The sequence below is a fragment of the Roseburia sp. genome (assembly GCF_041325975.1).
GTDB lineage: Bacteria > Bacillota > Clostridia > Lachnospirales > Lachnospiraceae > Roseburia > Roseburia rectibacter.
In genome coordinates this window covers 754516-776053 of record NZ_JBGLEJ010000005.1, presented here as the reverse complement: position 1 = coordinate 776053, position 21538 = coordinate 754516, and the positions used below count along the sequence as shown (strand labels likewise).

At 40.5% G+C, this 21538-nt stretch carries 22 protein-coding genes and 1 pseudogene; 21 read left to right on the top strand and 2 right to left on the bottom strand.

Annotated elements, in window-relative coordinates; all coding sequences use genetic code 11:
* Positions 1-2 precede the first annotated feature (2 nt).
* From pgsA to ACDD58_RS15015, 5 genes are all read left to right on the top strand, one after another.
* Positions 3-545, top strand: a complete 543-nt coding sequence (gene pgsA, locus ACDD58_RS15035) for a CDP-diacylglycerol--glycerol-3-phosphate 3-phosphatidyltransferase (RefSeq protein ID WP_117922179.1) — start codon at positions 3-5, stop codon at positions 543-545.
* A gap of 11 nt (positions 546-556) precedes the next feature.
* The gene (locus ACDD58_RS15030; RefSeq protein ID WP_186898756.1) at positions 557-1099 is read left to right on the top strand and encodes a CinA family protein; all 543 of its coding nucleotides are present in this window, start codon (positions 557-559) and stop codon (positions 1097-1099) included.
* Positions 1100-1188: 89 nt separating this feature from the next.
* Positions 1189-1743 (top strand): 16S rRNA (guanine(966)-N(2))-methyltransferase RsmD, encoded by a 555-nt coding sequence (gene rsmD / locus ACDD58_RS15025; RefSeq protein WP_186898757.1) that lies wholly within the window; start codon positions 1189-1191, stop codon positions 1741-1743.
* Positions 1744-1779: 36 nt separating this feature from the next.
* Positions 1780-2265 (top strand): pantetheine-phosphate adenylyltransferase, encoded by a 486-nt coding sequence (coaD, locus tag ACDD58_RS15020; RefSeq protein WP_117922176.1) that lies wholly within the window; start codon positions 1780-1782, stop codon positions 2263-2265.
* A 12-nt stretch (positions 2266-2277) separates the two neighbouring features.
* Positions 2278-2883 carry an ATPase gene (locus ACDD58_RS15015; protein ID WP_117922175.1) on the top strand — a complete coding sequence of 202 codons (606 nt, stop codon included), beginning with the start codon at positions 2278-2280 and terminating at the stop codon, positions 2881-2883.
* Here the strand turns inward: ACDD58_RS15015 and ACDD58_RS15010 are convergent.
* Entirely contained in the window at positions 2810-3190 is a 381-nt protein-coding gene (locus ACDD58_RS15010; protein WP_243102828.1) for a hypothetical protein, read from the bottom strand. The two genes, ACDD58_RS15015 and ACDD58_RS15010, sit on opposite strands and share 74 nt — an antisense overlap.
* Before the next feature lie 234 nt (positions 3191-3424).
* Positions 3425-3793: pseudogene (locus ACDD58_RS15005) on the bottom strand (nucleoside recognition domain-containing protein); the annotation flags it as partial.
* 30 nt (positions 3794-3823) lie between these two features.
* Between ACDD58_RS15005 and ACDD58_RS15000 the strand changes: the two are divergent.
* The 16 genes from ACDD58_RS15000 (at position 3824) to ACDD58_RS14925 (ending at position 21529) form a co-directional block, all read left to right on the top strand.
* On the top strand, positions 3824-5281 hold the full coding sequence (locus tag ACDD58_RS15000) for an aminoacyl-histidine dipeptidase (protein ID WP_118208830.1): 1458 nt from the start codon (positions 3824-3826) through the stop codon (positions 5279-5281).
* A 46-nt stretch (positions 5282-5327) separates the two neighbouring features.
* Positions 5328-6170 (top strand): M23 family metallopeptidase, encoded by an 843-nt coding sequence (locus ACDD58_RS14995; RefSeq protein WP_117922172.1) that lies wholly within the window; start codon positions 5328-5330, stop codon positions 6168-6170.
* Between the two features lie 96 nt (positions 6171-6266).
* On the top strand, positions 6267-6977 hold the full coding sequence (locus ACDD58_RS14990) for a pseudouridine synthase (RefSeq protein ID WP_117922171.1): 711 nt from the start codon (positions 6267-6269) through the stop codon (positions 6975-6977).
* 78 nt (positions 6978-7055) lie between these two features.
* Entirely contained in the window at positions 7056-8990 is a 1935-nt protein-coding gene (locus tag ACDD58_RS14985) for a YgiQ family radical SAM protein (protein ID WP_370778215.1), read from the top strand.
* Between the two features lie 12 nt (positions 8991-9002).
* Positions 9003-9995 carry an RluA family pseudouridine synthase gene (locus ACDD58_RS14980; RefSeq protein WP_370778213.1) on the top strand — a complete coding sequence of 331 codons (993 nt, stop codon included), beginning with the start codon at positions 9003-9005 and terminating at the stop codon, positions 9993-9995.
* Positions 9996-10082: 87 nt separating this feature from the next.
* Positions 10083-10616, top strand: a complete 534-nt coding sequence (locus ACDD58_RS14975) for a Holliday junction resolvase RecU (protein WP_117922168.1) — start codon at positions 10083-10085, stop codon at positions 10614-10616.
* A 138-nt stretch (positions 10617-10754) separates the two neighbouring features.
* Complete coding sequence (hisZ, locus tag ACDD58_RS14970; RefSeq protein ID WP_118208834.1) at positions 10755-11939, top strand: ATP phosphoribosyltransferase regulatory subunit; 1185 nt, start codon at positions 10755-10757, stop codon at positions 11937-11939.
* A gap of 13 nt (positions 11940-11952) precedes the next feature.
* A complete protein-coding gene (hisG, locus tag ACDD58_RS14965; protein ID WP_117922166.1) occupies positions 11953-12600 on the top strand; it encodes an ATP phosphoribosyltransferase in 648 nt (215 codons plus the stop codon).
* A 70-nt stretch (positions 12601-12670) separates the two neighbouring features.
* On the top strand, positions 12671-13963 hold the full coding sequence (hisD, locus tag ACDD58_RS14960) for a histidinol dehydrogenase (RefSeq protein ID WP_117922165.1): 1293 nt from the start codon (positions 12671-12673) through the stop codon (positions 13961-13963).
* 16 nt (positions 13964-13979) lie between these two features.
* Entirely contained in the window at positions 13980-14567 is a 588-nt protein-coding gene (gene hisB, locus ACDD58_RS14955; protein WP_118208836.1) for an imidazoleglycerol-phosphate dehydratase HisB, read from the top strand.
* A gap of 96 nt (positions 14568-14663) precedes the next feature.
* On the top strand, positions 14664-15947 hold the full coding sequence (gene hisIE, locus ACDD58_RS14950; RefSeq protein ID WP_370778210.1) for a bifunctional phosphoribosyl-AMP cyclohydrolase/phosphoribosyl-ATP diphosphatase HisIE: 1284 nt from the start codon (positions 14664-14666) through the stop codon (positions 15945-15947).
* A gap of 122 nt (positions 15948-16069) precedes the next feature.
* Complete coding sequence (locus tag ACDD58_RS14945; protein ID WP_370778208.1) at positions 16070-17137, top strand: acyltransferase; 1068 nt, start codon at positions 16070-16072, stop codon at positions 17135-17137.
* A gap of 146 nt (positions 17138-17283) precedes the next feature.
* Complete coding sequence (locus ACDD58_RS14940; RefSeq protein WP_241070675.1) at positions 17284-17583, top strand: hypothetical protein; 300 nt, start codon at positions 17284-17286, stop codon at positions 17581-17583.
* A 33-nt stretch (positions 17584-17616) separates the two neighbouring features.
* The gene (locus ACDD58_RS14935) at positions 17617-19479 is read left to right on the top strand and encodes a TIGR03960 family B12-binding radical SAM protein (RefSeq protein ID WP_370778206.1); all 1863 of its coding nucleotides are present in this window, start codon (positions 17617-17619) and stop codon (positions 19477-19479) included.
* 71 nt (positions 19480-19550) lie between these two features.
* Positions 19551-20276: a TIGR03936 family radical SAM-associated protein gene (locus tag ACDD58_RS14930; protein WP_370778204.1), complete on the top strand. Its 726-nt coding sequence runs from the start codon at positions 19551-19553 to the stop codon at positions 20274-20276.
* Positions 20273-21529, top strand: a complete 1257-nt coding sequence (locus ACDD58_RS14925) for a ribonuclease E/G (protein WP_370778203.1) — start codon at positions 20273-20275, stop codon at positions 21527-21529. The genes ACDD58_RS14930 and ACDD58_RS14925 overlap by 4 nt, the downstream gene beginning before the upstream one ends.
* Positions 21530-21538 lie beyond the last annotated feature (9 nt).

Below are 21538 nucleotides of genomic sequence, written 5' to 3'. Positions count from 1 at the left end.
TTATGAATTTACCAAATAAACTGACAGTAATGCGTATGATATTGATTCCGTTTTTTGTTTTTTTTATGCTTGCTCCGTATTTTGAAGGTTATGGAAATTATATTGCAGTAGCAATTTTCATTATTGCAAGCCTTACTGATATGTTAGATGGTAAGATTGCGAGAAAATATAACCTGGTTACTGATTTTGGAAAATTTATGGATCCGCTGGCAGACAAACTGCTTGTCTGCTCAGCGATGATCTGTCTGATTGAAAAAGGACAGCTTGCAGCATGGATCGTTATCATTATCATCGCGAGAGAATTTATTATCAGCGGATTTCGTCTGGTTGCGGCCGACAATGGAATTGTAATTGCTGCCAGCTATTGGGGAAAATTTAAAACGGTTTTCCAGATGCTGATGGTGATCGTATTGATCTTAGATATCCCAAATCAGTTTTTTGCAGTGCTTGGCACGGTTCTTACATACATTGCACTTATACTTACAGTTGTATCTTTGATCGACTATATTGCCAAGAACAAAAATGTTTTAAAAGAGCAGAAATAGGAGAATAGCAGTTGGCTGAACATGTATATGATTCCAGTGATTCCTGTACCGGGAAAAATGTGGCACAGGAGCCGCTGGAATATTCCATTTATAGTTTGTTAAAAAAATATCAAATCACGATTACCACGGCTGAATCCGCTACCGGTGGGATGATCGCATCGACGTTGATCAATGTTCCGGGAATTTCAGAATTCTTTACCGAAGGCTATGTGACATATTCGAACGAAGCAAAAGTAAAAATGATACATGTTGCACCTGAAACCATTGACACTTATGGCGTGGTGAGCAGTGAGACAGCAGCAGATATGGCTTCTTCGGCAGCAAAAACAGCAGGAACCATGGCTGCCGTGTCCGTGACAGGCGTTGCGGGACCGGACGGTGGAACAAAAGAGTGCCCGGTCGGACTGGTTTTTATCGGTTGTTATCTGAATGGAAAAACAGTGACGGAACGTCATTTGTTTTCCGGTAACCGCATGGATGTAAGAAAAAGTGCTACAGAGAGTGCACTTTTACTGCTAAAGAAATGTATAGAAAAAGAGTATAATGGAGATTAGTGTGAAAAATCAAAGATTTTTTACACGCAAGATTTGTGCTTGCGCACAAACTTGAGATGCCCTGAATACGGGCAAGAATGGAGTGTAATATGAGAATTATTGCAGGAACAGCGAGAAGCCTTCCTTTAAAGACAGTAGAGGGACTTGACACCAGACCTACCACAGACCGTATCAAAGAAACTTTGTTTAATATCATACAGGACGAGGTTCCGGGATGTTATTTTTTAGATCTGTTTGCCGGAAGCGGACAGATGGGACTTGAGGCAGTCAGCAGGGGGGCACAGTATGCCGTTTTTGTTGAAAACAATAAAAAGGCGGCTGCATGTGTAGAGGATAACATTCAATTTACAAAGTTCACAAAAGAAACGAAATTATATAATTCGGATGTTTTATCTGCTTTAAGAGCGATGGAAGGAAAATACCGGTTTGATATCATCTTTATGGATCCTCCATATAAACAGGAACTTGAATATGAGGTGTTAACTTACCTGAAAGACTCCTCACTTTTAAAAGAAAATGGGATGATCATTGTTGAGGCTTCTCTCGATACGTCATTTGACTATCTGTCAGACATGGGATATACATTAAAACGCTTAAAGACATATAAGACAAATGAACATGCATTTATCATCAGAAACAACTAGAGAAAATTATGTGATCCATCTGTATGGGAGGAACCTATGAAAAAAGCAATTTATCCGGGAAGTTTTGATCCGCTGACATTAGGTCATTTAGATATTATAGAACGATCTGCTAAAATTGTGGACGAACTTGTTGTCGGGGTACTTAATAACAGCGCAAAAAATTCGTTGTTTTCTTTAGATGAACGTGTTAGTATGATTAAAGAGATGACGGATTCCATGCCAAATGTTACAGTGACATGTTTTGATGGTCTGTTAGTTGATTATATGAGGGAAATTGACGCAACGATCATTGTAAGAGGACTCAGGGCTGTGACCGATTTTGAATATGAGCTGCAGATAGCACAGACAAATCATGTGGAAAATCCGGAAGTAGAGACGATTTTTCTGACAACCAGTCTCCAGTATTCTTATCTGAGTTCTACGATCGTGAAAGAATTTGCATCTTATGGAGGAGATTTATCCAAGTTTGTGCCGACACGTTTTATAGACCGGATTTATGAAAAGTATCAGATTAAAAAATAAGGAGTGGTTACTATGGCCAGCAGAATTGAACAGATAATAGATGAGATCGAAGATTATATTGACGGCTGTAAGACACAGGCCTTTGCACCGTCTAAGATCATTGTAAACCGTGAGACTATGGAAGAATTATTAAATGAACTCCGTAGTAAGACTCCGGATGAGATCAAGCGATATCAGAAGATTATCAGCAATAAAGAGGCAATCTTAGCAGATGCACAGGCAAAAGCGGATGCAATCATCGCCCAGGCGCAGGTGAAAACAGATGAACTTGTCAGCGAGCATGAAATTATGCAGCAGGCATATGCACAGGCAAATGAAGTTGTCATGATCGCAACGAAGCAGGCACAGGAGATCTTAGACAATGCGACCAATGATGCCAATAACATCCGTATGGGCGCTATGCAGTATACGGACGATATTTTAAAGAATTTAGAGAGCACGATCTCGCATGCAATGGATTCTTCAAAGGCAAGAAGCGAAGCATATATGAGTGCTCTGCAGGGATTTCTTGATGTTGTCACCACAAATCGTGCCGAGTTGAATCCTACGGCAGATCTGCAGGAAGAACAGCAGCCGGATACACAAGAGATACAGCAGCCCATGCCAGAACAGCAGTAATTACGGTCATGATAAGTTTAAACATTCCATATGTTTTGATGGAGAGACTGGTTCCTTTTATCATTGAACCAGTCTGTGCCAGACCGGAGAGCCCGCCGAAGGCGGTAAATGCCATGGCAAGTGTGTAGCGGTGTGCAGGTGAGAGAGATGACTGACTCACGGCTTTGATACCGTTTGTGATTTCTGTAAATCCACAAAGCATCAGATTTATGATTTCCGGAAATGGAATCAGCTGAAGCATGGAAGAAATCATGGAAAACAGCATAATATAACCTCCAAGTCTGGTTAATGTTTCGAAACCGTTCATGATGCCGGCGTCTATGATTTTAAAATTTATTTGAGATCCAGATGCTGGCTTTTTGTATGTGCTGGTGTTTTTACTGTTTTGCCTGGCAAGTGTTTTTCTTCTCCTTTGTACGATGGCAAACAGAATTCTCCCGGTGATAATGGGAGGAAGAAATAACACCAGATAGCTGAGAAAGATCAGAGAAGGCATCTGGAGCTCCTGACAGAGGATATAACCGCTGATAAATACAGGACTGATATTGTTTGTAACCATAAACAGTATGTTTGCTTCTATGTATTCCAGTTTCCCGCATTTTAACATTTCAGCACAGTTTTTACTTCCCATTGGAAAACCAAACAGAAAACCTGAAAGTAATACAAACGAACCGTTTCTGCTGGTTGGTAAGATCAGGCGGAGAAAAGGATAAAAGAGTTTTACGAGATATTCCGTAAAACCGGAGTAGATCAGTATATTGGATAAAATAGCAAATGGCAGTAGAGAGGGAAGCACACGCTCATACCACAGAATGAGTCCATTTGCAGCTGCAGTTACTGCGCTTTTGGGGAAAAATAAAATATAAATAACAAAAATAAGGATATACAATAATAATAATTTTTTTTTCATATTAGAATATATGAGAAACAGGAGGCATCTATGAAGAACAAATTAAATTTACCAGAGTTAGAATCAAAAAAAGTATTTGCATATTTTGAAAAATTAGCGGAGATTCCGCATGGCTCAAGAAACACAAAACAGATCAGTGATTATCTGGTTTCTTTTGCAAAAGAGCATGAATTGGAATATTACCAGGATGAGGCAAACAATATTGTGATCATAAAGGAGGCATCTGCCGGTTATGAAAATGCAGATCCGATCATCATGCAGGGACATATGGATATGGTCTGCGAAAAAGAAAAGGGCGTGGAGATTGATTTTGAAAAAGATGGTCTTGATCTTTATGTGGATGGCGATTTCTTAAAAGCAAGAGGAACGACATTAGGCGGTGATGATGGTATTGCAGTTGCCTATATACTGGCAATCATGGATTCACCGGAAATCGCACATCCGAGGCTGGAAGCTGTGATCACGGTAGATGAAGAGATCGGTATGCTTGGGGCAGAAGTTATAGACCTTTCCATGTTAAAAGGTCACAAGATGTTAAATATTGACTCTGATGTGGAAGGTCATTTCCTGACAAGCTGTGCCGGAGGCATGACCGTGGACACGGTGATCCCAGTAACATGGCAGACACAGCAGGGATATAGTGTGGGGCTGACTGTAACCGGTTTAGAGGGCGGTCACTCTGGCAGTGAGATTGATAAAGAACATGCAAATGCAAACATTCTGATGGGACGCGTATTGAAATATCTTTTTGATCGTATGGAAATGGCAATTGTTTCATTTGCAGGCGGATTAAAAGATAATGCAATCCCACGTGAGAGTGAAGCAGAAATTGTTATCCCGGAGGAAAAAAAGACAGAATTTCTGGATTATGTTTCGGAATTAGAGAATATCTTTAAAAAAGAATATGCTGTTTCAGATCCGGCTGTCTGCATTGAAGTAAAAGAAAATGGAGCAGGCGAATATGATGTATTATCTTATTCTTCCATGACAAAAGTGATATTCTATCTGCGCAATGTACCAAATGGTGTACAGCATATGAGCATGGTAATGCCTGGACTGGTTGAAACATCTTTAAATACGGGAATCATGAAACTGACCAAAGATGCTCTGGAGCTGACGGCTTCTGTACGAAGCAGCGTTTCTACCAGAAAAGAAGAATTAAAAGACAAATTAGAATACTTAGCTGAGTTTTTGGGTGGTGAGATTTCTGTAAGCGGAGATTATCCGGCATGGGAATATCGTGCCGAGTCAGATATCCGTGAGGGAATCAGTGCGGTATATGAAGAATTGTTCCATGAAGAGCCGGTATTTGAAGCAATTCATGCGGGACTTGAGTGTGGTATTTTATCTGGCAAGATCGCAGATTTAGACTGTGTTTCTTTTGGACCGGATAATTTTGATATTCATACACCAAAAGAACGTCTCAGCATTTCTTCTACGGAAAAGGTATGGAAACTGATCGTGGAATTTTTAAAGAGATGTAAATAGTAAAAATTAATATCACAAATAAAATGAGGGAGTCCAGGCTGATCTTATGAAAAAAGTCAGATTATGGCAGTGCCTGTTTTTACTTGGAATGGCAGTGCTTCAGGTACTTTTGACAGAAGAAATATCAGAGAGTGCACACAGGAGAAACTGTTTTTCTTATGAAAAGGCATTTGACAATCTGCGGAACCATAACCTGACAAAAGATCAGAGCGATACCTTTTTTGATGCCGCGGAATCAGATATTGACAAATTCAGTGAATTACTGACGATGTATTTTGCATCAGACTGTCAGATAACAGATCCTCGGATATTGAAAGAGCAGCTTTCTGATGCAAAAAAATATCGTGGTGATGAATTTTCAGAAATAAAGGAATATGTCAAATGTGCCTGGAGTGATCTTTTGTGTTTCCCGGTTGGAAAAATTGTGGGAAAACCAGATGATACGGTCGGTTTTGAAAACAGCTGGATGCAGAGCCGGACTTTTGGCGGTGACCGTGGTCATGAAGGATGCGATATTATGGCATCTGAAAATGTGCGCGGAATATATCCGGTCTACAGCATGACGGACGGTGTCGTGGAAAATATAGGCTGGCTGCGTCTTGGCGGCTACCGGATCGGAATCCGCAGTCCGTCCGGAGCATATTTTTATTATGCTCATCTGGCAGAGTATGCAAAAGATTTTCAGATCGGTGAACAGATATCGGCTGGGACATTCCTTGGATTTATGGGAGATACCGGCTACAGCGACGTGGAGGGAACAACTGGGAATTTTGTGGTTCACCTTCATATGGGGATTTATATGAATGATAAAAATGGAACGGAGTTTTCTGTCAATTCATATCCAATGCTATCTTATTTATGGGAAAGACAGGGCGGCGTACTCAGGTAAGTTATAAATTTTTCAGGCAATATGATTGTGAACATAACACAAATACAGAAAATAAGAGCTGATCTATACAGATGCATCTGAAAGAATGGAGAAAACATGCGGCTGGATAAATTGCTGACCGAACTTGGAACAGGGAGCAGAAGTGAAGTAAAAAAATATATCCGTTCCGGTCTTGTCACCGTAAATGGGGAAGTGATAAAGAAACCGGAACAAAAGGTGGATGAAAAAAATGATACGGTATGTTATCGCGGAAACCCACTCACGTATACAGAGTATGAATATTATCTATTCCATAAACCGGCTGGCTGTGTGAGTGCAACAGAAGATAATCTGCACCGGACAGTTATGGACTATCTGACTGACACTGCCAGGCATGATCTTTTTCCGGTAGGAAGACTTGATATTGATACCGAAGGATTGCTGCTTATCACAAATGATGGAGCATTAGCGCATGATCTGCTTAGTCCAACGAAGCATGTTTCGAAGGTTTACTATGCAGAAATTGACGGTTTGGTCACAGAAGAAGATGTTAACCTTTTTAAAAATGGAGTTGACATAGGAGAGGAGAAGCCTACAAAACCGGCACTTCTGGAGATCCTGCATCAGGGTGACAATTCAAAGATCAGGTTAACAATTACAGAAGGGAAGTTTCATCAGGTCAAACGGATGTTTGAGGCGGTCGGGAAGAAGGTTACTTATCTGAAACGTGTGGAAATGGGTACACTTGTTCTGCCGGATGATCTTGCGCCCGGTGAATATCGTCCATTGACAGAACCGGAATTACAGCGGCTGCGTAATGTAAGATAAGAAAAAAAGACAAAACAGGCAGAGGTATATCGGATATTTAAATTGCCTGTAACGTAACATACAGAAATGAGGATTAACATGAAAAACGGTTTTTTACCAATCAGCAAAGAGGACATGAGAGAAGCCGGCATAGACCAGCTTGATTTTGTTTATGTGTGTGGTGATGCTTATGTGGATCATCCGTCATTTGGACATGCAATCATATCGCGTTTATTAGAGGCGCATGGCTATAAAGTCGGAATTATTGCGCAGCCTGACTGGCATGATAAAGAATCCATCAATATTTTAGGTGAACCCCGGCTTGGATTTCTTGTTTCCGCGGGAAATATGGATTCCATGGTAAATCATTATTCTGTTTCGAAAAAAAGAAGACAGAATGATGCCTTCACACCGGGAGGTGTAATGGGAAAACGTCCGGATTATGCAACGATCGTCTATTGTAATCTGATCCGGCAGACCTATAAACATAAACCGATCATCATTGGTGGGATTGAGGCGAGTTTAAGAAGGCTTGCACATTATGATTACTGGTCGAATAAATTAAAACGTTCAATTCTTTTAGATTCCGGCGCAGACATCATTTCCTATGGTATGGGTGAACACAGTATCATAGAAATTGCAGATGCCCTAGACAGTGGTCTTGACATTAAAGATATTACATTTATTGATGGTACTGTATATAAGACCAGAAAACGTGAAGACATCTATGATGCGATCGAACTGCCTCATTATGAAGCACTGCTTGCGGACAAAAAAGAATATGCAAAGAGTTTTTATGTACAGTACAGCAATACAGACCCGTTTGTGGCAAAACGTCTGTTCGAAACTTATGACGGCAAAATGTTTGTGGTACAGAATCCGCCATCAAAACCTCTGACACAGAGTGAGATGGATCAGGTATATTCGCTTCCTTATATGAGAACATACCATCCGTCTTACGAGGAAGCAGGAGGGGTACCTGCGATTGAAGAAGTAAAGTTTTCTTTAGTCAGCAACCGTGGCTGTTATGGTGGATGCAGTTTCTGTGCATTGACATTCCATCAGGGACGCATTATTCAGACCAGGAGCCATGAATCCATTTTAGCGGAGGCAAACCAGATCGTCTGGGAGCCGGACTTTAAAGGATATATTCATGATGTAGGAGGGCCAACGGCAAATTTCCGTGCACCGGCATGTGACAAGCAGCTCACCAAAGGTGTGTGTCCTCATAAGCAGTGTCTGTTTCCGCAGCCGTGCAAAAATCTGAAAGTAGACCACAAAGATTATCTTTCCCTGCTTCGGAAGTTAAGACAGCTTCCAAATGTAAAAAAAGTTTTTATTCGTTCAGGTATCCGGTTTGATTATCTGATCTATGATGAAGACCGTACTTTTTTACGTGAACTCTGTGAACATCACGTCAGCGGTCAGCTTAAGGTTGCACCGGAACATATATCGAATGCTGTATTAGAGAAGATGGGAAAACCGAGTGTTGAGGTCTACAAGAAATTTGTGAAGGCATATAAGGACATGAATGAAAAGCTGGGTAAAAAACAGTATCTGGTTCCGTACCTGATGTCCTCCCATCCGGGTTCTACTTTAAAAGAAGCAGTAGAGCTGGCTGAATTTTTACGGGATCTTGGGTATATGCCGGAACAGGTGCAGGATTTTTATCCGACGCCTTCAACGATTTCGACCTGTATGTACTATACGGGATTAGATCCGCGCACGATGGAGCCGGTTTATGTTGCCGTCAATCCGCACGAGAAGGCAATGCAGAGAGCCTTGATCCAGTACCGGAATCCGAAAAATTATGATCTGGTGGTTGAAGCTCTCACAAAAACCGGAAGAACTGATCTGATCGGATATGATAAACATTGCCTGATCCGTCCGCGAAGAGAACATCAGGGAGAAAATACTTTCCACAGGAATAGTGCAAAAAACGACAGACGGACGGCTGCAGCCGGAAACAGAGCCAGACAGAGTACCGGTGCAAAGAAGAAAAAGACGATCCGCAATATTCATAAAAAGAAATAGAAAGAAAAATCAATGCGTGAATTTAAAATTAATGACAACGAAGCGGGACAGCGTTTCGACAAATATTTAAAAAAGCTGCTTGGCAATGCGCCGGGCAGCTTTATATACAAAATGCTCCGGAAAAAGAACATTACTTTAAATGGGAAAAAGGCAGATGGAACGGAAAAACTCAATAAAGGTGATGATGTAAAACTGTTTTTCTCAGATGAAACCTTCGAAAAATTCAGTGGAAGTACAACATCTAACCCGGAATATGAGGCACTTAATGTACTTTCGAAGGAATTTACGTCAGGAAAACGTAAACTTCAGGTTGTTTATGAAGACAAAGATATTATTTTTATCAATAAACCAACGGGGATGCTTTCACAAAAAGCAAAACCGGAGGATATTTCGGCAAATGAATATATTCTTGCATATCTGATCGCTAAGGGAGAACTGACAGAAAGTTCATTCCGGACATTCCGTCCGTCCATCTGTAACCGACTTGACCGTAATACGTCAGGACTGCTGGCTGCCGGAAAAACCTTAAAGGGACTTCAGAATATGGCAAAAGCCCTAAAAGAGCGTACTGTACAGAAATATTACCGTTGTATCGTAAGGGGAACAGTAAAAGAATCTTCTTATCTGAAAGGATATCTGCAAAAAGATGAAACGGAAAATCAGGTTTTGATCCGAAAAACAAAGCCTTCTGTGGGGGAATGGCTTCCAATCGAAACAGAGTACCGCCCGATACGCTGCAGGGGTGGTTATACTGAACTTGAAGTACATCTGATGACCGGACGGTCGCATCAGATCCGTGCGCATCTTGCATCAACCGGGCATCCGATCATCGGAGATTATAAATATGGAAATTCTGACGTTAACGCATATTTTAAGAAAAATGCGAATATAACATCCCAGCTTCTCCATGCGAGTCGTTTTGTATTTGAGGATGGAAAAGAGATCACGGCACCATGTGGCAGTGAGTTTGAACGGGCATGGAAAATAATTGAAAATCAATCATAAAAAATCTTGTAGATCATTTGTAGCTGCATGCAAAACCTGCATGTAAAAGCAGAATGCCCAAAAGATGGGCAGAAATGGAGTATTATCATGGCAACCTGGAACTCAAGAGGACTCCGCGGTTCTACCTTAGAAGAATTTATCAACCGTACCAATGAAACCTATCTGGCAAACGGACTTGCACTGATCCAGAAAGTGCCAACGCCGATCACACCGATCAACATTGACAAGGAAACCAGACATATCACCCTGGCATATTTTGACCAGAAAAGTACGGTTGATTACATTGGTGCTGTACAGGGGATTCCGGTCTGCTTTGATGCAAAAGAATGTGCAACGGATACATTTCCTCTTCAGAATATTCATGAACATCAGGTGACATTTATGGAAAATTATGAAAAACAGGGAGGAATTTCATTTTTCCTGATCAGTTTTACCGCAAGGGATGAATTTTATTATCTGCGTCTTGTAAAGCTGTTAGAATTCTGGAACCGAGCCAAAGAGGGTGGAAGAAAAAGTTTCCGGTATGAAGAATTAGAGCCTGATTATTTTCTCCCAAAAGGAAAAGCAGTTCTGGTTCCCTATCTGGATACCCTGCAAAAAGATTTACTGGCAAGGGATTGACATTCCATTTGTTTTCCAATATAATAAACAACAGTTTCATATGGTAACAAGGTAGCACACTAAAGTGAAAGAAAAATGTGTGCAGGGACGATAGAAAACAGAGGCACCTGTTATAGAACGTCCCGGAATGGAGATGCGATGAAAAGACAGTTATTACATACACCTGAGGGTGTCAGGGACATTTACAATGACGAATGCGAGAAAAAGCTGATTTTACAGGATGAATTATTAAAAGTGCAGAAACAATATGGTTATCATCCGATTCAGACACCGACATTTGAGTTTTTTGACACATTTGGCAGAGAGATTGGAACAACACCTTCGAAGGATCTGTATAAGTTTTTTGACCGGGAAGGAAATACGTTAGTACTTCGTCCGGATATTACACCTTCTATCGCACGCTGTGCTGCAATGTATTTCGGTGAGGAGAACATGCCGATCCGCCTGTGTTATATGGGCAATACATTTTTGAATAACAACAGTTATCAGGGCAGATTAAAGGAAAGCACACAGCTTGGTGCAGAACTTTTAGGGGATTCTACGGTAGATGCAGATGCAGAGATCATTGCCATGGTAATTGACTGTTTAAAAAAAGCCGGTCTGAAAGAATTTCAGCTTTCTGTCGGTCATGCAGAATTTTTCCGCGGCTTAACAGATGCGGCAGGTCTGAATGAGGAACAGGAAGAAGAACTTCATGATCTTATTTCCAATAAAAATTATTTCGGCGTAACTGAGTTTGCAGAGACCCTGAACTTAAACGATGATTTAAAAGCATTGTTTGGAATGCTTGGTAATCTCTATACCGGTGCAGATGAACTGCAGACAGCTAAGAAATATGCCGATGCATATCCCCGTATTTTGAACGCGATCGAACGTCTGGAAGAATTACATCAGGTTTTAAAGATTTATGGAATTGATAAATATGTTTCCGTGGAATTAGGGATCGTAAGCAATTACCAGTACTATACAGGTATCATTTTTGCGGGATACACGTTTGGAAGTGGTGAACCGATCGTAAAAGGCGGCCGTTATGATGAACTTCTGACTTATTTCGGAAAAGAATCTGCATCTATCGGTTTTGCGATCGTTATTGACCAGTTGATGGCAGCACTTTCGAGACAAAAGATTGAGATTCCGGTGCAGTATCAGAATGAACTTATTATTTATGGACAGGAAATGCGCAGTGAGGCAGTCAAAAAGGCAATGGAGCTGCGTAAGTGCGGCAGCAATGTGGAGCTTATGGCAAGAGATATCTCAAAAACCGAAGAAGATTATCGTGCCTACGCAGAACAGAATCATTGTGTAAATGTGACATTTATGTAAGGAGACAGATACGATGGAAGATATGAGATATTTAACCTTTGCACTTGGAAAGGGCAGACTTGCAAAGAAAACCTTAGAGATGTTTGAACAGATCGGGATCACCTGTGAGGAGATGAAGGATAAAGATACCAGAAAGCTGATTTTCGTCAACGAAGAGTTAAAACTTCGTTTTTTCCTTGCAAAGGGACCGGATGTGCCGACTTACGTGGAATACGGCGCTGCGGATATCGGTATCGTAGGAAAGGATACGATCTTAGAGGAAGGCAGAAATATTTATGAGGTATTAGATCTTGGATTTGGAAAATGCCGCATGTGTATCTGCGGACCGGAAAGCGCCAAAGAACTGTTAAACCACCACGAACTGATCCGTGTTGCGACCAAATATCCGCGTATTGCAAAAGATTATTTTTATAATAAGAAACACCAGACAGTTGAGATCATCAAACTGAATGGATCGATCGAATTAGCACCGATCGTTGGATTGTCGGAGGTTATCTGTGATATCGTAGAGACAGGTTCAACACTGCGTGAGAATGGTTTGTCAGTGCTTGAGGAGGTCTGTCCGCTTTCTGCCCGCATGGTAGTTAATCAGGTGAGCATGAAGATGGAGAATGAGCGTATTACAAAACTGATTTCTGATTTAAAGACCGTAATTAAATAATATAAAATGTCTGCTGCAGTGTATCTGAAATAAAAGAGATGCAGCAGATATTCTGGAATGGAGGAGAAGTATGCGTATTATAGAACTGACAGAAGAAGCAAGAACAAATATATTGGAAAATCTTTTAAAAAGAAGCCCGAATTCTTATGGTGAATTTGAAGGCAGAGTAAATGAGATCATAGAAAATGTGAGAGCGAACCGTGATGCAGCGATTTTTGATTACACAAAGCGTTTTGACGGAGCTGACATTAACGCAGAAAATATCCTGGTCACAGAGGACGAGATCAAAGAGGCATATGAGAAAGTTGATGAAAAATTGCTTGCAGTGATCCGTAAAGCATTGGTAAATATCCGTAAATATCATGAGAAGCAGCGCCAGTATTCCTGGTTTGACTCTGAGGAATCCGGAATTATTTTAGGTCAGAAAGTGACAGCTTTAGAGAAAGTCGGTGTCTATGTACCGGGGGGAAAGGCGGTTTATCCGTCTTCTGTGCTTATGAATATCGTTCCGGCGAAAGTTGCAGGTGTAAAGAAAATCGTTATGACAACGCCGCCTGGAAAAGACGGAAAAGTCAATCCGGCAACTTTGGTCGCTGCAAAAGAGGCAGGTGTGGATGCTATTTATAAAGTCGGTGGGGCACAGGCAATCGCAGCACTGGCATTTGGTACGGAAAGTATTCCGAAAGTAGACAAGATCGTAGGTCCTGGTAATATTTACGTGGCACTTGCAAAAAAAGCCGTATTTGGTTTTGTAAGTATTGATTCTATCGCAGGACCGAGTGAGATCATGGTATTGGCAGATGAGACAGCAAATCCGCGATTTGTTGCGGCAGATCTTCTCTCACAGGCGGAACATGACGAAATGGCTTCTGCGATCCTTGTCACAACAAGCAGAACCTTGGCTGAGCAGGTATCAAAAGAAGTGGAAGGCTTTGTGGCGCAGTTATCCAGAAAAGAGATCATTCAGAAATCCTTAGATAATTATGGATATATTCTGGTAGCAGAAAATATGGATGAAGCCATTGCAACGGTAAATGAGATCGCATCGGAACATCTTGAACTTGTTACAAAGAATCCGTTTGAGACAATGACAAAGATCCGCAATGCAGGAGCAATCTTTGTCGGAGAATATTCAAGTGAACCGCTTGGTGATTATTTTGCCGGACCAAATCATGTGCTGCCGACCAACGGAACAGCAAAATTTTTCTCGCCGCTTAGTGTGGATGATTTTATCAAAAAATCAAGTATTATCTCTTATTCAAGGGAGGCACTTGAACCGATCTATAAAGATATCGTACAGTTTGCTGAATGTGAGCAGTTAACTGCACATGCAAATTCAATCCGGGTACGGTTTGAAGACTAGAGAGGAATGTGATAAAATGGAAAGAACAGCGGAGTACATACGAAAAACAAAAGAGACAGATATAAAGATCAATCTGAACATAGATGGAACCGGTAAAGCAGATATTGATACCGGAATCGGCTTTTTTGATCATATGCTTGACGGCTTTGCAAGACATGGTTTCTTTGATCTTGATGTTAAAGTAGAAGGGGATCTTGCGGTAGACTGCCATCATACGATCGAGGATACCGGAATCGTGCTTGGCAATGCGATCCGTAAAGCACTAAAAAATAAAAAAGGCATCAAACGTTTTGGAAGCTGTATTTTGCCGATGGATGAAACTTTAGTGCTTTGTGCCGTGGATCTTTCCGGCAGACCGTATCTTGTTTTTGACGGTGAATTTACCGTAGAACGGGTGGGGTATATGGATACGGAAATGGTAAAAGAATTTTTCTATGCCGTTTCTTATGCGGCGGGTATGAATCTGCATATCCGTGTACTGTCAGGAGGCAATAATCATCATATGATCGAAGCAATGTTTAAAGCTTTTGCGAGAGCTTTAGATGAAGCAACCGGTTATGACCCACGTATCACAGATGTGCTGTCCACAAAGGGCAGTCTGTAGGAGACTTGACAATTCCTGCAGAAATGAATCTGTGATCAATGAAAGAGAAAAGTATATCGCTTATCAGGAAAATGCAGGAATGGAGAGTTTTATAATATGGAACATAAAAACATTGTCGCCACCATTTATCTGAAAAATGGACAGGCTGTAAAAGGTATGGATAATTTTGAACCGATGGGATGGGATGTGATCAGTCTTGCACGTCTTTATAATGACAGTGGTATTGATAAGATCATTATCTTTGATCTATCGGAGGATGATGAAGAACATGAAAAAAATATTCAAACGATCAAAAACATCAATCGTAATGTTGAAATCAAAGTCTGTGCCGGCGGGAATATCAGCCGTTTTGAAGATGTTAAGAAGTTTATTTATGCCGGATGTCTGCAGGTTATTGTAAACGGTGCGAAATCTAACAGTATGGATATCGCAAGAGAGGCAAGCGATCGTTTTGGAAAAGAACGCATCCTCGTATCAGTAGCAAATGTTGATTTTGTTTTTAAACATCAGGAGGAAATGCAGGAGCATTTTCATGAGCTTCTGGTTTTAAATACCGGTGTTCTGACTGCGATCGAAAATATTACGGATGTTCCTTATGTCGTATATTTTGAGGAATGTGATTACGAAAAAATTATTGAGACATTAAAACGGGAAAATGTGCGTGGAATCGCCGGTTCTTTTATCAATGATCCGGAAACAGATATCATGGAAATAAAGTCCCAGCTTTCCGCAGGTGGAATTAAGATGGATAACTTTGAACCTGCATTAAAATGGGCAGATTTAAAGAAAAATTCAGATGGTATGGTTCCGGTTATCGTGCAGGATTATCGTACAGATGAAGTATTGATGCTTGCATATATGAATGAAGAGGCATTTGAGACGACGATTAATATTGGAAAGATGACCTATTACAGCAGAAGCCGTCAGGAATTATGGATCAAAGGAATGACATCGGGTCATATCCAGTATGTAAAGTCATTGACTGCTGACTGCGATTATGACACAATTTTAGCAAAAGTATCACAGATCGGTGCGGCATGTCATACCGGAAATGTTTCCTGTTTCTTTAACGAGATCGTTAAAAAAGAATACATGGAGAAGAATCCGCTTAAGGTATTAGAAGATGTTTATGCAATCATTTTAGACCGTAAGGCAAATCCAAAAGAAGGTTCTTATACCAACTATCTGTTTGATAAAGGACTTGATAAGATCTTAAAGAAAATCGGTGAGGAAGCATCAGAGATCATCATTGCCGCTAAAAATCCGGATTCGGAAGATATCAAATACGAGATATCTGATTTTATGTATCACATGATGGTTTTAATGGCAGAAAAAGGAGTTACCTGGGAGGAGATTACTCAGGAACTTTCCCAGAGATAATAATTACATATTCAACGGTTGAGGGAATAGAAAAACTTTGCTATACTGAAAAGTACGGCAAAGTTTTTTTGGGTAATAGGGAAAATCCATAATCACATAAAAGCCGCAAAAGGGAGAATCCTATGCTGGAAAAAATAAAACAAATATTTATTGGAAATAAGAATATAAAAAATCGTAAGATCTACATTGATGATCTGCGTGTCATAGCAACCGTATTTGTGATCGGGGTACATACAGTTTCACTTGCTGCGTCCATGACAGAATACGGAAGTATCGCATTTCGGGTGCTTACCATCTTTAATTATATTTTTTTATCCTGTAATCTGCTTTTTGTAATGTTAAGCGGAGCGTTGCTGCTTCCGGTAAAAAATGAGCCGGCCGGTATTTTTTTTCGAAAACGTTTCACGAAAGTAGCGATACCTCTGGTTGTCTATTATATCCTCTATGTTGTTGCAAAAGAGGGGATTGACTGGCTGAAACCAGACCACTGGTTTCTGATGTTAAAACGGGTCTTAACAGGTGCCCCGGTGGAGGCACCGCATTTCTGGCTTGTTTATGTAATTATCTGGTTGTATGTGTTGACACCGTTTATCCGGTATATCGTACACAATATACCGGATAATGTGTTGTCGGGTGTGATCGGAGTAATATTTATCATCTGCACGCTGGATACTTATCTGCCCTTGTTTGGGGTAAAATCTGTGTTTGGAATCGTTGTAGATTCTTTTGCGGGAACTTTTTTGTTTGGATATTTTCTTGCCGAAAAATGCAGCAGAAAAATGGAAAATGTTTTTTTGATGGCGGGCTTCCTTGCTTTTTTGGAAACATGTATGTGGATCTGGAACGGAAATAATTATGTAGATTATATCTATCAGAATTCACCGACAATGATGGCATTTTCAGCAGCTATTTTTATATTGGTAAAAAGACTTGCAGTTCAGAAAACAAAAAACAGTTTTTTTGTGCAGTGGATCAGCCGGTACAGTTATTCTATTTTACTGATCCACTGGGGTGTACTTCATTTTGTGGTAAAGCAGAAGCTACAGGTTGATGTATTGAGCGGTGGCATTGCAGGTGGCTGTATCGTTATGATGGTCCTGACACTTTTTATTTCGGCATTCGGTGCAATGATCCTTGATAATACATTACTGAAATGGCTTCAGATCCCATTTTCAAGAAAGAAAAAATAAAACGATAAGTATACATAATATTTTTATGGTAAATCAATGCCGCATATAAAACATTTGTATGTAATATAATTATATACAGACAGACTGGCTTGGAAATGAGGATAGTGTGAAAAATACATTTTTCACACGCAAGAATGGAGATTTTTATGGACAGACAAATAATAGACAGACGAAGGGAATATGTGCAGAATATCCGTGACTCTTTTTATGAGGAAAACGGCATGCAAAAAAGGCGGACAGGAGAATCAGAGTATTCTGCACCGGAAATGGGATTTGCAGCTGCACTAAAACTGCGTATTTTTCTTTCTTTATGCATTTTTGCAGTTTTTTTAGCCTGTATGTATACACATACGGATATTTGTGGTTACAGCACACAGACGGTCACAGAAATGATCTGTGATAATCATTATTATACAAATCTCAAAAATTATGTTATGATACATTGAGCGCAAGAGAGAAAAGAGAAAGGATTTTTTTAAATGACAAAATTAGCTTTATCCGATGAGATACTGATGAAGATCGACAAACCAGCACGCTATATAGGTAACGAATTAAATAGTGTGATAAAAGATAAAGATGCGGTTGATATCCGGTTCGTGATGTGCTTTCCGGATGTTTACGAGATAGGAATGTCACACCTTGGTATCCAGATCTTATATGATATGTTAAATAAAAGGGAGGATGTCTGGTGTGAGCGTGTATATTCTCCGTGGCCGGATCTGCATAAAATTTTAAAGGATGAGAAGATTCCACTGTTTTCCTTAGAATCACAGCAGCCGGTTAAAAATGCGGATTTCTTAGGAATCACGATCCAGTATGAAATGTGCTATACCAATATTTTACAGATCTTAGATTTAAGTCAGATCCCGATTGAGGCGGCAGACCGTACAGAGGATGATCCGATCGTGATCGGTGGAGGTCCATGTACTTATAATCCTGAACCGATCGCAGAATTTTTTGATCTGTTTTATATGGGAGAAGGAGAGGTTTCCTATGACACACTGCTTGATCTGTACAAAAAAAAGAAACAGAGCGGTGCTTCGCGCAAAGAGTTTTTACATGAGGCGGCAAAGATTCCTGGTATTTATGTACCATCTTTATATGAAGTAAGTTATAAGGAAGATGGCACGATCGCAGAATTTGAACCGATTTTTGAGGATATACCGCGTACAGTCACAAAGCAGATCGTTACCGATATGACACAGGCTGTTTACCCGGAAAAACCGATCGTACCGTTTATCAAGGCAACACAGGATCGTGTTGTTCTTGAAATCCAAAGGGGATGTATCCGTGGCTGCCGTTTCTGTCAGGCTGGTATGGTTTACCGTCCGACACGTGAAAAGGATGTGGAACGTTTAAAGAAACTTGCGTACAAGATGTTAAAGTCAACCGGACATGAAGAGATTTCTTTAAGTTCTTTAAGTTCCTCTGATTATTCACAGCTGCAGGAACTTGTTACATTTCTGATTGAAGAATTTAAAGGGAAGGGAGTTAATATTTCACTTCCATCTTTGCGTATCGACGCATTTTCATTAGATGTTATGGGAAAAGTACAGGATATCAAAAAAAGCAGCCTGACATTTGCCCCGGAAGCTGGTTCCCAGCGGCTTAGAGATGTTATCAATAAAGGACTTACAAAAGAGGTTATCTTAGAAGGTGCCGGTATGGCATTCGAGGGTGGCTGGAATAAGGTAAAACTTTACTTTATGTTAGGACTTCCGACAGAAACAGAAGAAGACATGAAAGCAATACCGGAACTGGCAAATGATATTGCGGTGCGGTATTATGAGATCCCGAAGGACAGGCGGAATGGTAAATGCCAGATCACAATTTCAACATCATTTTTTGTGCCAAAGCCTTTTACACCGTTCCAGTGGGCATCCATGCATGATCCGGAAGATTATATTGCACGTGCGAAGGTTGTAAATGATACGGTAAAGGAACAGTTAAACCGTAAAAGTATCAAATATAACTGGCATGAAGCAGACGTGACAGTATTAGAGGGGGTATTAGCACGTGGTGACCGTAAAGTTGGAAGTGTGATCCGTACTGTTTATGAGCATGGCGGCATATTTGACGCGTGGTCCGAATATTTTGGTTATCAGAGATGGTTAGATGCATTTGATGAATGCGGTGTAGATATGGACTTTTACACCAAGAGAGAACGTTCCCTCGACGAAGTATTTCCATGGGATTTTATTGATACGGGTGTGACAAAAGAATTCTTAAAACGTGAATGGCAAAATGCTATGGGAGAGAATGTAACTCCAAACTGCAGGATGCGCTGTTCCGGATGTGGTGCAGCCCGGTTTAAAACAGGAGTTTGTATGGCAGAGCGTTAAGAACAGATACTTAATGTTTTACATGAGATACTTAATGTAAAAGAAGAAAGGGTTAATGTAAGGTTGACATTATGATAAAAATAAGGATTAAATTCCATAAATACGGAGTAATGCGTTTTATCGGACATCTGGATATTATGCGTTATTTTCAGAAAGCAATGCGCAGGGCAGAAATTGATATCTGTTATTCAGAAGGTTTTTCCCCGCACCAGATCATGTCTTTTGCGGCACCGTTAGGTGTAGGAATCACCAGTGATGGGGAGTATCTTGATATTGAAGTAAATTCTACCAGATCAAGTGAAGCATCGATCAAGGCGCTGAACGATACTATGGTGGAAGGTGTGGAAGTTACTGAATATGTAAAACTGCCGGACAACGCCAAAACAGCAATGTCCATGGTAGCTGCTGCAGATTATGACCTTTACTTTAAAGATGGTTATGAACCGGCTGCAGATGTTCCTGCTTTTGCAGATGGTATCCGCAGATATTTTACAGAAAAAGAAGAATTTCTGGTCACGAAACAGACAAAAAAGAGCGAGAAAGTCATGGACTTAAAGCAGCTTGTATATGCATTTGACGTATCAGAAAGAGAAGGCAGACCAGTGTTTTATTTAAAGGTATCCACCGGAAGTACTGATAACTTAAAACCGGAACTTGTACTTGAAGCAATGTTTCAGGCGATGGGTTATACTTATGACCAGAATGCGATCCAGATTCACCGCAGGGATGTGTATGCAATAGATCCTGCAGGTGATGGATTTATCTCCCTTGGAAAAATGGGTGAAGTGATCCGATGAACCGTTTTATCATTACAACGACAGAAATAGAAAAAAAAGAATACCGCATTGCAGCTCTCTGTGATGACAGGAAAAAATTAATAGAAGTGGTGCCGGAATCTCTGACAGGGACGTCTTTACTTGGAAATATTTATATCGGCAGGGTGGAAAATGTTGTAAAGAATCTGAATGCCGCATTTGTCCGTATTGCTCCGGGACAAAACTGTTATCTTCCGTTACAGGAATTGAAAAATCCGGTTTTTACCAAGAAGCAGTCCGAAAAAAAGGCGATATGTGCAGGAGATGAACTTCTTGTCCAGGTAGTAAAAGAAGCGTTAAAGACAAAGGATCCTTCCGTAAGCACAAACCTTACTTTCACTGGAAAATATGTGATCCTTACGACTGGAAAACGAAAGATCGGTGTCTCTTCTAAACTTGGAAATGAAAAAAGAGAAGAACTGTTAAACACTGTGAAAAGTTTTCTGCCAAAGGAAGATCAGTTAAAATGTGGTGTGATCATCCGTACGAATGCAGCGCAGGCATCAAAAGATGAACTGCTTTTTGAATTAATTCAGCTTGAAAAAGAGGTCGAAAGAAGTATTTCAGGTTCAAAACATTTAAACTGCTATTCTCTTGTTCATAAAGAGGATCAGCCGTGGAAGAAGATGTTAAACGGGCTTTATGAAACAGATCTGGAAGAAGTTGTGACAGATGACCGGACAATTTATGAATCAATCTGTGGCATGTATGGCATTGGCACAGAGCAGCTTGTGACCGGAGGCAGTATTAAATCGAGAGTAGATGAAGTACTTACCGGGCATGGATTAAAAATCCGTTATTATAATGACGAAATGATTTCGTTAGCTACCCTTAGTGGAATTGCTTCGCAGCTTCATGATGCATTGAGGGAGCGGGTATGGCTAAAGTCTGGAGCGTACCTTGTCATCCAGCCGACAGAAGCATTGACGGTGATCGATGTAAACACCGGAAAGAATATTGCAAAAAAAGAAATGCAGGAAAATTTCCTTAAAGTGAATATAGAAGCTGCAGAAGAAATTGCACGGCAGATAAGGCTCCGCAATATTTCGGGAATTGTGATCGTTGATTTTATTAATCTGGAATCAAAGAAGGCAGAAATGGAACTTTTGAATGCTTTTGGAGCGGCATTGAAAAAAGATCCGGTACCAACGCAGATTGTCGAGATGACAAAACTCGGTCTGGTAGAGGTTACCAGAAAAAAAATAAAAAAATCATTGCGGGAGAGTTTATCCTGACAGGAATGG

Bases quoted from the DNA above. Each gene is read 5' to 3' on its own strand.
- pgsA (WP_117922179.1), top strand. From the start codon at position 3: ATGAATTTACCAAATAAACTGACAGTAATGCGTATGATATTGATTCCG.
- rsmD (WP_186898757.1), top strand. From the start codon at position 1,189: ATGAGAATTATTGCAGGAACAGCGAGAAGCCTTCCTTTAAAGACAGTA.
- coaD (WP_117922176.1), top strand. From the start codon at position 1,780: ATGAAAAAAGCAATTTATCCGGGAAGTTTTGATCCGCTGACATTAGGT.
- ACDD58_RS15015 (WP_117922175.1), top strand. From the start codon at position 2,278: ATGGCCAGCAGAATTGAACAGATAATAGATGAGATCGAAGATTATATT.
- ACDD58_RS15010 (WP_243102828.1), bottom strand. From the start codon at position 3,190: ATGAACGGTTTCGAAACATTAACCAGACTTGGAGGTTATATTATGCTG.
- ACDD58_RS15000 (WP_118208830.1), top strand. From the start codon at position 3,824: ATGAAGAACAAATTAAATTTACCAGAGTTAGAATCAAAAAAAGTATTT.
- ACDD58_RS14995 (WP_117922172.1), top strand. From the start codon at position 5,328: ATGAAAAAAGTCAGATTATGGCAGTGCCTGTTTTTACTTGGAATGGCA.
- ACDD58_RS14990 (WP_117922171.1), top strand. From the start codon at position 6,267: ATGCGGCTGGATAAATTGCTGACCGAACTTGGAACAGGGAGCAGAAGT.
- ACDD58_RS14985 (WP_370778215.1), top strand. From the start codon at position 7,056: ATGAAAAACGGTTTTTTACCAATCAGCAAAGAGGACATGAGAGAAGCC.
- ACDD58_RS14980 (WP_370778213.1), top strand. From the start codon at position 9,003: ATGCGTGAATTTAAAATTAATGACAACGAAGCGGGACAGCGTTTCGAC.
- ACDD58_RS14975 (WP_117922168.1), top strand. From the start codon at position 10,083: ATGGCAACCTGGAACTCAAGAGGACTCCGCGGTTCTACCTTAGAAGAA.
- hisZ (WP_118208834.1), top strand. From the start codon at position 10,755: ATGAAAAGACAGTTATTACATACACCTGAGGGTGTCAGGGACATTTAC.
- hisG (WP_117922166.1), top strand. From the start codon at position 11,953: ATGGAAGATATGAGATATTTAACCTTTGCACTTGGAAAGGGCAGACTT.
- hisD (WP_117922165.1), top strand. From the start codon at position 12,671: ATGCGTATTATAGAACTGACAGAAGAAGCAAGAACAAATATATTGGAA.
- hisB (WP_118208836.1), top strand. From the start codon at position 13,980: ATGGAAAGAACAGCGGAGTACATACGAAAAACAAAAGAGACAGATATA.
- hisIE (WP_370778210.1), top strand. From the start codon at position 14,664: ATGGAACATAAAAACATTGTCGCCACCATTTATCTGAAAAATGGACAG.
- ACDD58_RS14945 (WP_370778208.1), top strand. From the start codon at position 16,070: ATGCTGGAAAAAATAAAACAAATATTTATTGGAAATAAGAATATAAAA.
- ACDD58_RS14940 (WP_241070675.1), top strand. From the start codon at position 17,284: ATGGACAGACAAATAATAGACAGACGAAGGGAATATGTGCAGAATATC.
- ACDD58_RS14935 (WP_370778206.1), top strand. From the start codon at position 17,617: ATGACAAAATTAGCTTTATCCGATGAGATACTGATGAAGATCGACAAA.
- ACDD58_RS14930 (WP_370778204.1), top strand. From the start codon at position 19,551: ATGATAAAAATAAGGATTAAATTCCATAAATACGGAGTAATGCGTTTT.
- ACDD58_RS14925 (WP_370778203.1), top strand. From the start codon at position 20,273: ATGAACCGTTTTATCATTACAACGACAGAAATAGAAAAAAAAGAATAC.